This is a genomic window from Pseudomonas cichorii (assembly GCF_019719005.1).
In the GTDB taxonomy this organism is placed as follows: Bacteria; Pseudomonadota; Gammaproteobacteria; order Pseudomonadales; family Pseudomonadaceae; genus Aquipseudomonas; species Aquipseudomonas cichorii_E.
This window is the reverse complement of sequence record NZ_JAIGPJ010000022.1, coordinates 86,433-98,921: the sequence shown is the minus strand read 5'-3', so window position 1 is coordinate 98,921 and position 12,489 is coordinate 86,433. Positions and strand designations below refer to the sequence as shown.

Sequence of the window (12,489 nt, the reverse complement as noted above, 5' to 3'; positions counted from 1 at the left end):
CACATCGAATAATCAGCTTGCCATTCACCCCTCTCACCTTTGACTTTATCTCTCGCTGCAGACACAAGCGAATTCATTCGCGAGACGGCATTCCAAATGACATATCTGTGTTGGATGCACTGGCCTCTCGCGAATGAATTCGCTCCTACGGCGAGGCGGTTTCAGGAAGATAATGCCACTCGCCGTAACCTCCCGGTCAATGGCACCACTTCATTTTCCCGGCCGGGCAGCAGACGCCCGGTGAGTCCCATGCCTTCACTGACAATCACGGCATTCTCCACAAGGCACAGGTTGGACGGTGTATCCAGACCTGTGGCGAGTACGCTGACTTCACGGGTTTGCAGGTCGCAGCTCAATAGTCTGCCGCTGAAACGCTCGAAACCACCATGCAAGGGTTCGCCGGCCCAGTCGGGGCGCAAGGGTTGCAGCAGCCGGTCGCACAGTTCCAGCACCAGTACGCTGCCATCCGGGCGGATGGCCAGGCCGGTGGGCAGTTGCAGGCCGCTTATCAGCAACTCGATCTTGCCGGTTTCCGGCCAGACCCGGATGACCTGGCCGGCCCTGTCGACAAAATCGATACCCTGCTTGGCAGGATCGCTACGCAGCTCCCCGGAAAACAGGCTGATCAGGACCGCACCGGTCGCAGGCTCGTAGACCAGCGTCACAGGCACTGCTTCCTGCCCTTGAGCCAGTTCGGGCAATTGGGCCAGGATGCGTTCACCTTCGTTGTCCTGACTGAATTCCACCAGTTGGTTGGTATCAGGCTTGACCGCCAGCCAGCTGTGACGAGTGGGGTGATAGCACAGGGAGTTCAGGTTGCCCTGGCTGTGGAATACCGGCTCGGGTGGCGAGTACTGGATATCCAGGATCTTCGAACCCTGCACATAGTCGGTCTGGCTGACCAGAAAGCGCCCGTCACCCCAGGCGACATCCGAAATGCCCATGATCTCGTCCCGCAGCATGCGAGGCTGCATGTTCATGGCGCGAAAGCCTTGCGCCAGGGTTTCGGCAGGCAGGTAAGCCGCTGGGGTTTTCGGGTCCGGGCGCAGCACGCTGATACGGCCACTGAACGTCGCATCGGGCAAGCCCGATCCAGCTTCGATCAGTATCAGGCTGCCATCCGGCCCTGAGCACAGGCCCCGCGGGTTCAGTAACCCTTCTGCAATGAGGGTACTGGTACACAGGCGTTCAACGGGGTGCGCGGGTATTTCAATGGGAACAGTCATGACGCTCTCCATAGCCATGGGTGGGGTACTCATGGCAGCGGCTGCCAGGGTGTGCCTGTCAGGTAGGCGCTGAGCAATGCACGCTGGCTGGGCGACATCGAACGCACGACTGGCATAAACAAGGTGGTGCCTTTGTAAGTGTCCGAAGTGCGCGCAAGGATTGCATTCTTGTGGCCCATGACCGCATCTGGCTGGTTGAGCGGCACGTAGCGCGACATGGCAGGAAACGCCAGATAGTGATAACGCAGCACGTTGGGGTACACCTGATCCCAGGTGATGATGCTGCCCTTGGCGATACCGAAATCCGTCTGGGAGTATTTGCGGAAGGCGCTGAAATATGGGCTGTTGCCCGCAAGGGTGTACGTCAGCTTGGGAAAGCCCGCCAACGCTTCGGTCCCGTTTTTCAGGCTGATATCGATATTGACCGAATGTTGATTGGCGGGTACAGAAACCGATGACGGATAGTTCAGGCAATCGAGGCTTGTGCCAATGGCTATTTTGATAGAGGTGTCGGAAGGTACAGGTCCGCCCAGATACCTGACCTGCAGCGGAATCGTCAGGCCGTCAGGATGGTCTTCCAGATAGATATTTCGCTGGTCGGTGTAGAGTCTGTAGGGCGACTCGGCGATTTGTAGAGACGTCTTTGCAGGTGGATCAACTCTATAGTTCATGACCTCGTCTGGAGCCGTGATGGTCAATGGCTGGGTTTTGACCTGCTGTGCCGTGCCAGCATCAAGCGGCAAATCCACGATACCGCCGTACAGGTAATAATTCTGCAGGTACTCATTGTCCGGAGTCAGAGTCGTGAGGGTTGTAGTACCCGCGCAGAAGTTGACAGGACCATAATCGGCATTGGGTCCGATGGGGCTGGTAATGGCAGTACGGTCGGACCTGAACGTCTCCTCAGGGATGAGGTTCACCATATCGATGCTCAATAACCCGCTGTCGCTCAGGTCTGCAAAACCGGTACCTCCTGTGTTCTGGTTGACGAGCAGCCGGCCCGCTGGGCAGATGACAGGCTCGTCGGCAAAGGCCGGTGCCAGTGTGCCGATAACCCTGCCAATGCTTGGGTTGGGTGTGTATTTCCTGGCTGCATAATCGGCATTCAGTTGTTTTGTGGTCAGTGTCGGGCACATCTCGAACATGACGAAGCGCAAGACGATTCCGGTTGCTCCGGGAGCCTTGATGATCGATTGCAGTATTTCGCTGTTCTGGTTGTAACTGACGATTTTGTCCAGCGGGAAGGTCAACTGGAATGTGCCGCTGAGGGCGTAGGACCCTGGCGCGTCCATGGTTGCCGGCCCCAGTATTCGCTGCGTTACATCCAGGCTGCTGCACACGGTATCGCAGTTGATCAGCAACTGGATGTTGTCGTTGCCGCCGATCTGCAAGCCACCGACAAATATCTGGGTGGTGACCACCGAGGTCGGGTCCAGGTCCACCATCATCGGGCCGGAGGAACTGCGCTGGCCGGTTGCCGGGTCCACCGAGCCGAGCAGATAGACGGGTTGCCCCACCAGGTCGCCTTGCTTGCTGATCGCTCCCGGATTGCCTTGCGAACTGATCAGCGTGTCCATTTCGACGAGATGCTGGCCATAGTGATTCCAGCCACCTTGGGTGTAACCGCTGGTTGGCGCAGTGCTGGAAGGCGTGTTGATCTTTTCGTTCAATTGTTCGTCGGTGTAAGGCTGGGCCTCTGGAGCAATAGTCGAGGTTGCCGGATCGAACAGCTTGAAGCCTGTTTGATCACCCTGAGGAACGGTCGCTGAATTGTTCGGCACACTCACATCGGTGCTGATGCCACCCCAGAAATTCACTCGTGGTCCATTAAGAATGCTCATGGTCTATTTCTCGTCCTTGGGGCCTTGGGTGGCGGGCTGTGCAAATTTGAACATGTAGGAAAAGTCGGCCTTGTAAGGGCTGCCGACCGGTGTCGCCATGGAATGGCAAGCCATGCAACTGCTGTTGGCCTGGATATAGCTTTCCATCGTGACGTTGGCCGAAAGTGCCGGGGTCGGCTGGCCCAACGGATTACCGGGGTTGTTCGGGTTGAACGGACGCTGGGTCGTGACGAGCTGGTAGTACTTCAGAGCGCTTTGCTGCAGGCCGGGATTGAGCTGGAACCCCTTGTTGATCAGTTCGGTGGAGAGAGCAATCGGCGTTACCCGGTTCAGCGGGTTCGGGGTCTGGAAGGTGGTACCGGCTTTGGGTACACATACCATCTTGTTGTCTTGCGTCTGCCAGTCGCACGGGGACTGATTGAGGCTGGCAGGCTCGGCGTGGGGATTGAAGTAGGAGTAGTTGATGCCGGGTGCCGGGTTGTCGATCCATTGGCCTCCCGATTCCTTCTTGGGTGGCACGTTGTCGACTTGCTCGAAGGTGGACCAGATCCACTGTGGATAGCCTTGCACCTTGGTGATGATGTGCAGGCCCACCAGACCCAGATAAGCATCTGCAACAGCACCGGTGGGTTTGCCCTGATCATCGAACAGATCGACCTGCGAATGAACCGTCAGGTAACGGCTGGCGTTGTCGGCGGGTGTGAGAATTCGCCAGCTCGACTTGACCTCGATGACCCCGTTGGGGAATGAAATGTTGCTGGCTTTGGACACGACATTAGCGTTGTAGAAATTGTTGGCCACGATGTAGTTGTAAGAAACCTCGTTGGCCGAGATGTCGTAGTAGGTCGGGTTGCCGCGCTGATCGATCAGCCAGCCGCCCACGGCCTGATCGACCGCCTGGAGGACGCCAGTGTTTTTCAAGGCCGAAATATTGATCAGGCCCAGACTCTGGCTTTTCACCGGAGTATTCCAGGGGCCTGGATTACTGCCGTCCGCCGGGAATATTTCACTGACGTTCTTGTAGCTCTGCCACACGGTGTAGCCCGCATCTCCGGGTTTCTTGTTGCAGTCGGGGGTTCCGCGCTGGCCATCCGTTACGGGCCAGTTCAGGGCGATGAACATCTGCCAGCTGTACAGATCGAACAGGTCCTGGCCGCTTTTGGCGGCTGGAGCGCTGCCGGGAAGCTGGCAATTCAGGGTTGTAACCGACACATCCGGCATCGGTTGTTCAAAGGCAAGCGCAGGCAGGCTGACACTGCCCAACAGAGCCAGGGCAAGGCGATATCGAGTATTCATGGCATACGTCCTTGTCTGTCAGGGCTTGTTGGGCATCAGGTTGTTCCACTGCGCCTTTTTGCCATTGCTCAGTGTGGTCGGCGGGTTGAACAACTGGCAGGGCTCGGGATTTGCCGGGCACATCTTTGCCACTTGCGCCCAGGTCGTGGCCGGGTCCGGTTTGGCTATGCGGAAGTTGGTGTAGTTCTGGCTGACGATAGGGGCATTGGCGGTGGAGACATCGCCCGAAAAGAAGAAGGATTGAGGAAGCCTGTAAGGCGGTTGCCCTTTCTGGCTGCTGGTGGCGGCCTTGAAGAATGAATAACCGAACAGGATCGGACCGTCCGGCCCCGGCACATCAAGGGCATACGCTTGCACGCTGGCGTTGAGGTTCTTGCTGCGCTCGGCGCTATAGGGCAAATGCTGGATGAAGTCCTGGCGCGGCGGGTGGTTCATGGGCGAGAACATGCAGCAGGCGGGCATGCCTTTGGGGCGGTCCTGCTCGTAAGTCAGGAAGTACGCCTTGTTGCCCAGCGACACGAAGCTGCACGTGTAGTTGTTGTCCTTGATCGGGAAGATCGGCAGGCAGTATTTCTCGTAGTGCTCCATCATCGCGCCGTAACCATCGCCATCGGCCGGAATGTAAGTGGTGTCGTAATAAGTGGTGCCTTTGGAAACGCTGTAGTCACTGGGTTTCAAGGTGGCGGGCGGGTTGCTGTAGGGCGGCGGGTTTTTCTTGTAGCTGTCGGTGGTCACCCGGTACATGGTCCAGTCACTGACCCAGAAGGCCGGGAAGAACGGGTCGCTGGGGTCGCTGGGGTTTCGCTTGGCGATGCAGTTGCCGTTCTTTTCATTGCAGCCCGCGGTGTTGTGCACGCCCATGGTCGGGTAGATATCACCGCCGCCCTGCGCAAACAGGGAATTGCAGAACAGCAGGCTCGACAACATGAACAGCCGGATCAGAACGCTGGATTTCATACGACACTCCTCTGAAATGGCGGGTGGCCTGGTGGCCACCCGCTTTCTTGCCTGGGCGTTTAACAGCTTTGCGGGAAGTCGCTCATGCTCAGGGGCGTGGGCGGGTAGTTGCCCTTGACGAGGGATTGCGCCCAAAGCTCCAGCACGGCGCGTCGGCTTTGCGGCATGTCACGGGTGATGGGCATCGCCAGCGTGCTTTCTTCCTGGTATGGCTTGCTGATCAGCACAATCAACTGATCGACCGCGCCTTCTATGCGCTTCAGGGAGTTGAGCGGCATGTACTTGGCCATGATCGGGTACAGGTAATAGAAGGGTTCGAGGATTCGTGGATAGATGAACTGCTCCCAGATCAATACGCGGGCATCCTGCTGCTCGTAGATACTGTTCCAGTAAGTGATGAAGTCCTGTTGCAATTCAGGCTCCAGAGGAAGAACACGCAACGGTGCCAGGAAGTCGGTATAGGCCGACAGGTAGTTGAAGCTGAAAGGGACCTTGGGAGACTCTTCGCCTTCTTGCACGAAGAAGCGCAGGGTCGGAAAACCCGGAGCCTGTGCGGTGAAGGTCAATTGAGCGATGCCGTTGGCGTCGGTCGTGATCTTCGCCACGCTGTAGTTCACGGTGCTGCCGTTTTTTCCTTCCAGAGTGTCTTGCTGTGCAATGGCATTGGCCAGCGATAGACAAGGCGTCAGTGCCAGCGCTGTCGGGTTGCTCAGGTAGGTCTGATAGCTGACTTCTTCCGCAGAGTCATCCTTCAGTACGCTTGCAGCCATCGGAGGCAAGAACTCCGTCAACTGGCGACCGCTACCATCGGCAGCCAGGCTCAATACGGGGGCTGTATCGAGGAATTGGGGCAGCACGGATGTGTTTTGCTTATAGCTGGGCGGGTAATTGTTGAAGAGGGTGAAATCTGCCGCATTACTGAAGGCCAGATAATAGCTGCTGGTGGTCACCGAAAAGGCGTTGTTGTATTCCGCCACCCATATCACGGTATTGACCGCCGGTTTGCCATCGTGCTGAACCATGATGTTCAGCGTCTTGGTGTCGCCGACATCGATGAAACTGGCGCTTTCCACCACTTCGGCGGTCCACATCTGCTGTGTGGCGGCGGTCGTGGGTGACGAGCCTGACAACTGAAGTTCCAGCGGCCCGCTTTGCAGTTGGCCGATGGCGTCGGGCGTCAGGGAAAAATCGAGAATGCCGGAGCGCTTGTCGAAAGCGGACTGTTGATACTGATCGAAGCCGAAACTTGCGACCTTGCTGAATTGTCCGTCGATTCTTACTCCCACCTCATAGTCACCTGCCTGGAATTTCTCCGGCACGGGGACTGCGGCCTTGTCGTCCACGGTATAAAACGGAAAGCCGGTTCCCAGATCCAGCGACAGAATGTTGCTTTCAGGCTGTACCTGAGCCGAAATCACACCAAGCTGGATAGTGGCTCCGGGCGGAAGAGGCGTATCGCCCGGTGTTTTCTTGTAAACGCTGATGGGGGATGCCGGAACCAGACGACGTCCGGCAGGTGCAGTCGGGAACTCATCTTCGAACCACAGCCCCAAGGTGCCAGCTGTGCGGCTATAAGCCGGGTTGAAGAAAATATCGGCAACGTTATCCAGGCCTTTCTGATACATGGCCTGCATTTCTGCCAGTATTTTTGCCGGATCCTCATCGCCCGTCGGGTGTGTGATAAAGGGCGGGTAATCGTTGAAAACGCCGTTTTTGTCGTAGTAAGTCAGATAGGTCGAAAACCGGAACATCAGACCTTTGGCATTTTGCTTTTCCATCTGCTGCTGAAGGTTTTTCAACAACACCGAGTTTCCGTTTACCCATTGCAGGTTTTCCTTGGGGAAACAGGTCTGCCAGGTGGTGGTGACATAATTCAGGCCGCCGAAGGCTCCCCAGTTGAAGTTCAGAAAGCGGTCAAGCATGCGGTACTGGCGATCAAGAGTCAGACCACACTGGCTGTCTCCAATGATCAGCTTGTCGAAATACAGTGCCGTGAACGTGTTCTGCCAGGGGCTTACATCAACGAAACGGGCCGGTGTCTGTGCAGTGCTGCCAAAAGGGTTGCCTGCCAGTTGGTAGCTCTTGTTGATCAGATCATCCTGGCTGATATAGCTGTTGTTCTGCAGCTCTCCGCCAATGACCAGGGACTGAATGTCCTTGTAGCCCACAGTGCCGCAGCCATTGTCTCCAAAGAGGTCCCATTCACCGGGAGTGCCACTCGCGCCGTAATTGCCCGGCACTTGCAGCACGTAATCGGGCACTTTGGGAATCGGCGCGATGGTCCAGGGCAGCAGGGTGCTGGCGGCGTTCTCGGGGGTAATGCCGTACTCGGCCAGAAACGGCCAGTTCATCTGCATCTTGACCGCGTCGTACAGCGGAAACATGTCGTTGTTGTTGGCCGTCGGTGGGTTCCAGTACATGTGGCCATTGAAATAGATACGGGGGAAATTCAACACGCTCATAGGGTCATGCTCCTTAAGGTCGTTGCCACTGGGCGCGTTTGAGCGACCAGACGAAGTCCAGTTTTTCGTAACCGGCATAGGCCGACTCGGGCAACTCCTTGACCGGGTAGGCGAGGCCGCCCTTTTGGTCGAGCGCGAAGTTGAAATAAGTCTTCGTCTTCGTTGAATAGGCCGCTGTGCTGTGACAGGCCAGGCAGTCGGAATTACTCTGGAAAGCCGACTCCAGTTGCGAGTTGGCCAGCAACTGTCCGTCGTTCTGGTACTGGACGCCGATCAGTTCGTACTGCGCCAGCGCCGGGTATTGGGCCTGGAACGCTGTGTTGACCGGTTTCGCCGCCGCTGTTGGCCCGGTGATATTGGTCATGGGCTTTGCCGGAGTGTCATTGGTCACGCTGTACTTGCTGTTGTTCTTGTTTTCAAAGGTGGTCCAGACCCAGCTTGGCGACAGCTTGTTGATGACGTGCATGCCACTGAGGGCCGCATAACCCACGTTGTAGGTTTTCTGGTCGTCCTCCAGGTAATAGGCCTGAATGATGTAGTAACCATCATTGGTCAGTTGCTGCACGAAAGTCTGGTCGGCACCGATCCACAGCCAGGAGGTTTTCAGCTCCCAGGCTGTGGAGGGAAATTTCAGGCTGCTGGTCAGGGCCGCCTGGCCGTTCGCGTTGTAGACCTTTTGCTGCACGATGTAATTGAAGGTGTCTTCACTCATCTGCAGGTGAAAACGCACCGGCTGGCCCCGTTGCGCCGCAGGCACCTGATTGCCCATTTGCAGAATCAGCCCGTCCACCTGCTGAATGCTGTCCAGGTTCTGGAAAGCGCGCTGCATGTTCAGGCCCAGTGTCTGGGCCTGTTTGCTCACATCGGCTGGCAGCGGTTCGCGTTGGGCATAGGGCAGGGGTTGGGCGCCATTGCCCAGATAGACTTGATCGCTGGGCTTGAGGGTTTCCCAGACACGATTGGGATTACCTTGGGCTGCCGGCTGGTTCAGGCAGGCAAACCAGTTCCAGGCCATGGTTTCAGGGCTCTGCTGGAAGTTGGTCCAGGTCGTGGCCTGGCTGGTGCCAAACTTGAAAAGGTTGGTGCAATCGAAAGGGGGCGGTGTCTGCGCTTGAGCCATACCGGCTACAGCACTCAGAACGGTTACACAAAGGGCTCGCCGCATGAAATCTCCTTGGCATTGGCCTGATCACGGTGTTGGTGCCCCCGGAAGTGCTCCAGAAGCAGTTGCTTGATGGCGGTGGCAGGAAGACGCTCCGGCAACTGCAGTTCGCAATTTGTAATAAGTAACGGGCCTGACTGTTCATCGCCGGGCAAGCGTCCATGGCTGCCGCGAATCAGTCGGGTATCGAGAGGGATCAAGTCCATGTAGTAGCGAAAGCCGAGTTTTTTCTGCAACAGGCGGCGCGCTACTTTCAGTTTCGGGAAACGAATGGCCGGGTCGATGAACAACTCCAGCGGGTCGTAACCGGGCTTGCGATGAATGTCCACGGTGCGGGCAAAGTCGGGTGCCTTGCGATCATCGAACCAGTAGTAGTAATCGAACCAGAAGCCAGCCTCTGCAATGGCCACCAGCTCGCCGCTGCGGGGGTGATCGAGTTGCCAGGCCTGCTGTTCGGTTTTATCCAGCACCTGCTCGATGCCCGGCTGGCGCTGCAACAGGGCTTTGACTTTGGGGATGTCTTGCGCCCGTTTCACATAGATATGGGCGATCTGATGGTCGGTAACGGCAAAGGCGGCACTGGCGCCTGGGTCCAGCAGTTCCCAGGACAGGGACTGACGCACTTGCAGCAAGCCTTCCGAGCGCAGCACCCGATTGATCGACACCGATTGCTGAACCGCTTCTATGCCGTATTCCGAAAGCAGCATGACCTTGGCACCTTGCTGCTCGGCGAAGGCCAGCAAGCGTCCGACTTCATGGTCGATGGCCCGAACTTCATCGGCAATCGACGGATGATCTGGCCCGTGGCGTTGCAGGCTGTAATCCAGGTGCGGCAGATAGACCAGTTGCAGGTTGGGCCGGTTGATGCGGAATTCGGCCATGGCGCAATCCACGATCCAGCGACTTGACGAGATGCCGGCGGCTGGCCCCCAGAAGCCAGGAAACGGAAACTCGCCAATCTGCTGCTCGATGACTTCGTGCAGCGATGCTGGCGACGAGTACAGGCCGAACATCTTGCGCCCGTCAGCGGGGTAGTGGGGACGTGGCGTGATGGCTGCGTCCACATCGGCATACATGTTGAACCACCAGAACAGCTGGCTGCTGCGAAAGTCCGGATGTTCACGCTTGAGGTCATGCCAGACCTTTTCGCCCTGTATCAGATCGTTGGGTTGCAGCCAGAAACGCACTTCGGCCTGATCGCGGAAATACCAGCCATTGCCGACAACGCCATGCTTCGACGGCGGCTGGCCGGTAAGGATGGACGCCTGGACAGTGGAAGTCACCGCCGGAAACACCGGCTGCAAGCTGGCCATCTGCGCATTTTTGAGCAAGGCATTGATCTGCGGTGTGGCCTCGCCCAGCAAGCCGGGAGTCAGGCCCACCACGTTGATCAGCAGCAGTGGCGGCACGTCAGATCGCATCGGCATACGCCTTTTGCTTGTGGGCATCGGCAAGCAGTAAACCGCGCTGGAGCAGTTGCTTTTCGACCCATTGCAGTTCGGCCGCGATGCCCAGCAGCAAGGCCCGCTCGGTTTGTGGCCTGATGGCGGAAGGCAGGACGTTCCAGCTATAGGTTTCCGCTTCCAGCACCGGACGGAAATCAGCGTGGTCTGCGAGAAAGTCAAAGGTCTGGGCAAGGGCCAACTGGCTGCCGCTCAGTTCCGGCAGCAGCAGTTGCTCGCTGAACAGCGGCACATGGAAGTGAATCCTCAGTTCGCTGCTTTGCTCGGGATTCTCCAGTGCCGCAGGCAAATCGGCCCAGGCTTTCAACTGACCTTGTCCGTCCAGAGTCTTGACCTGATGCAGATAGGTGGCTTCGGCAAAGTTGCCAAGAGCATCGAGCACCTGTTCACGCCGGCTGTCACCCTCCGCGGGCAACCGGCAGATCATGGCATTGGATAACTGGATCTTGCCGACCGGGACTCCGGCTTCGCGCAACCTCGCAAGGGATTCGTAGCAGTGCTCGAAAACGACCGCCTGATGGCAGACGTCGAAGCACAGCGCCAGATGCTCATGATGCGGATCGCGGGCTTGCAGGCGCTGAAAGAACTCGATGGATTGTGTGGTGTTTTCCAGCACGCAGTCCGGTTCCATTTCCAGGCAGATCACGATCTTCTTGCCGGTCCTGTGTCGAAGGCTGGCAAGGGAAGACGTCAGTTGCGCGAGAAGCTCCTCGGCACGCTGCTGCCGCTCCGGGCTCCAGTGGGCGGCGTAACCCAGTGGCACGGTCGAAATCACGCCTTGATCGCAGTTCGCTGGCAAGGCTTCGGCGAGAATTTCTGCCAGTTGCAGGCTGTAGGCCAGTCGCTCGGCGTCCGCCCAACTGGGCAGGTACACCTCGGCCTTCACCGCGCCCTTGTGAAACTGCCCGTAGGGAAAACCGTTGAGTGAGGTCAGGCGCACTCCCGAGCGCTTCAACACCTCCAGAAAAGTTTTACGCGCCGTTGCATCCTGCAACTCCTGGGCGGCCTGGGCGCTGATCCACAGGCCGCTTTCCTGCTCGGTCAGCTTGCGCTGCTGGCGTACGCCCTGAAAATGCTGCTCGATGGAGGCGCATAACTCAGCCAGCCCCGGCGCAGGATGCACATTGCTGCAATAGCCGATCTGGGCCGCGGTCCAGCCTGTGGCGGCGCTCATTTGACCACCGGTTCCTGGCCGCGCAGGGCCGAGTTTTCCTGCCACTGCTTGCGCTGGTCGATGGGCAGCGGTGTGCTGACCAGGTCCTTGTCCAGTTGCTTGCTCTGGGCAAAGAAGTCCACCGGGTTATGGAACAGCACCTGTTCAACCTGGGCTTCGGTAAAGCCGGCCGCCAACATTGCCTGGCCGGTCTTCGGTACCTTGAGCGGGTCGCTGACGCCCCAGTCTGCGGCGCTGTTGACCACCATCTTTTCGGTGCCGTACTCCTTGAGCAGCGCCACCATGCGTTGTTCCGACATCTTGGTGTTGGGGTAGATCGAGTGGCCGCGCCAGCAGTCGGTTTCCATCACCAGAGGCAGGGTCAGCTCGTTCAGGTGGTCGATGATGACCAGATTTTCGGGAATGTTTACTTCCCGTATCACCGCCAGAGTGCGTTTGGTGCCGCCAATCTTGTCGCGATGCGGGGTGTGAACCAGAACCGGCAACTGGAACTGCTTGGCCAGTTCCAGTTGGGCGGCCAGAAAACGGTCTTCTTCGGGAGTGATATCGTCGTAGCCGATTTCACCGACGGCGACTACGCCATCCTTGACCAGATAACGCGGCAGGATATCCAGCACTTCGTAGGCGATCGACAGGTCATTGGCTTCCTTGGGGTTGAGCCCGATGGTGCAGAAGTGATGGATGCCGAACATGCTGGCGCGGAAGCGTTCCCAGCCCAGCAGCATGTCGAAATAATCGACAAAGCTGCCGAGGCTGGTGCGCGCCTGGCCTTGCCAGAATGCAGGTTCGATGACCCCGGTGATCCCGGCAGCGGCCATGTTCTGATAGTCGTCCGTGGTACGGCTTACCATGTGGATGTGCGGATCGAAATACTTGGGCATGGAACATCCTCGTAATGCGCAAAGGGC

Annotated in this window: 9 protein-coding genes; all 9 read right to left on the bottom strand. The window is 57.8% G+C overall.

The features are described 5' to 3' along the window. Positions 1–161: 161 nt before the first annotated feature. From K5D32_RS16585 to K5D32_RS16545, 9 genes are read right to left on the bottom strand one after another with little or no spacing between them, the layout of a single operon-like run. Positions 162–1,226, bottom strand: a complete 1,065-nt coding sequence (locus K5D32_RS16585) for a hypothetical protein (protein ID WP_221601110.1) — start codon at positions 1,224–1,226, stop codon at positions 162–164. Between the two features lie 29 nt (positions 1,227–1,255). After that, on the bottom strand, positions 1,256–3,067 hold the full coding sequence (locus K5D32_RS16580) for a hypothetical protein (protein ID WP_221601108.1): 1,812 nt from the start codon (positions 3,065–3,067) through the stop codon (positions 1,256–1,258). Positions 3,068–3,070: 3 nt separating this feature from the next. Then, on the bottom strand, positions 3,071–4,363 hold the full coding sequence (locus tag K5D32_RS16575; RefSeq protein WP_221576307.1) for a hypothetical protein: 1,293 nt from the start codon (positions 4,361–4,363) through the stop codon (positions 3,071–3,073). A gap of 18 nt (positions 4,364–4,381) precedes the next feature. Further along, the gene (locus K5D32_RS16570; protein ID WP_221601106.1) at positions 4,382–5,320 is read right to left on the bottom strand and encodes a hypothetical protein; all 939 of its coding nucleotides are present in this window, start codon (positions 5,318–5,320) and stop codon (positions 4,382–4,384) included. Between the two features lie 59 nt (positions 5,321–5,379). Further along, entirely contained in the window at positions 5,380–7,782 is a 2,403-nt protein-coding gene (locus tag K5D32_RS16565) for a hypothetical protein (protein ID WP_221601104.1), read from the bottom strand. A gap of 13 nt (positions 7,783–7,795) precedes the next feature. After that, positions 7,796–8,947, bottom strand: coding sequence for a hypothetical protein (locus tag K5D32_RS16560; RefSeq protein ID WP_221601102.1), 1,152 nt, complete (start codon positions 8,945–8,947; stop codon positions 7,796–7,798). Then, a complete protein-coding gene (locus K5D32_RS16555) occupies positions 8,926–10,365 on the bottom strand; it encodes an alkaline phosphatase family protein (protein WP_221601119.1) in 1,440 nt (479 codons plus the stop codon). The genes K5D32_RS16560 and K5D32_RS16555 overlap by 22 nt, the downstream gene beginning before the upstream one ends. Beyond that, on the bottom strand, positions 10,355–11,581 hold the full coding sequence (eboE, locus tag K5D32_RS16550; protein WP_221593113.1) for a metabolite traffic protein EboE: 1,227 nt from the start codon (positions 11,579–11,581) through the stop codon (positions 10,355–10,357). The genes K5D32_RS16555 and eboE overlap by 11 nt, the downstream gene beginning before the upstream one ends. Next, a complete protein-coding gene (locus K5D32_RS16545; RefSeq protein ID WP_221601100.1) occupies positions 11,578–12,462 on the bottom strand; it encodes a TatD family hydrolase in 885 nt (294 codons plus the stop codon). The genes eboE and K5D32_RS16545 overlap by 4 nt, the downstream gene beginning before the upstream one ends. Between the last annotated feature and the right edge of the window lie 27 nt (positions 12,463–12,489).

Coding starts and splice junctions, on each gene's coding strand:
- eboE (WP_221593113.1), bottom strand. CDS start 11,581: ATGAGCGCCGCCACAGGCTGGACCGCGGCCCAGATCGGCTATTGCAGC.
- K5D32_RS16565 (WP_221601104.1), bottom strand. CDS start 7,782: ATGAGCGTGTTGAATTTCCCCCGTATCTATTTCAATGGCCACATGTAC.
- K5D32_RS16545 (WP_221601100.1), bottom strand. CDS start 12,462: ATGCCCAAGTATTTCGATCCGCACATCCACATGGTAAGCCGTACCACG.
- K5D32_RS16560 (WP_221601102.1), bottom strand. CDS start 8,947: ATGCGGCGAGCCCTTTGTGTAACCGTTCTGAGTGCTGTAGCCGGTATG.
- K5D32_RS16585 (WP_221601110.1), bottom strand. CDS start 1,226: ATGACTGTTCCCATTGAAATACCCGCGCACCCCGTTGAACGCCTGTGT.
- K5D32_RS16580 (WP_221601108.1), bottom strand. CDS start 3,067: ATGAGCATTCTTAATGGACCACGAGTGAATTTCTGGGGTGGCATCAGC.
- K5D32_RS16570 (WP_221601106.1), bottom strand. CDS start 5,320: ATGAAATCCAGCGTTCTGATCCGGCTGTTCATGTTGTCGAGCCTGCTG.
- K5D32_RS16555 (WP_221601119.1), bottom strand. CDS start 10,365: ATGCGATCTGACGTGCCGCCACTGCTGCTGATCAACGTGGTGGGCCTG.
- K5D32_RS16575 (WP_221576307.1), bottom strand. CDS start 4,363: ATGAATACTCGATATCGCCTTGCCCTGGCTCTGTTGGGCAGTGTCAGC.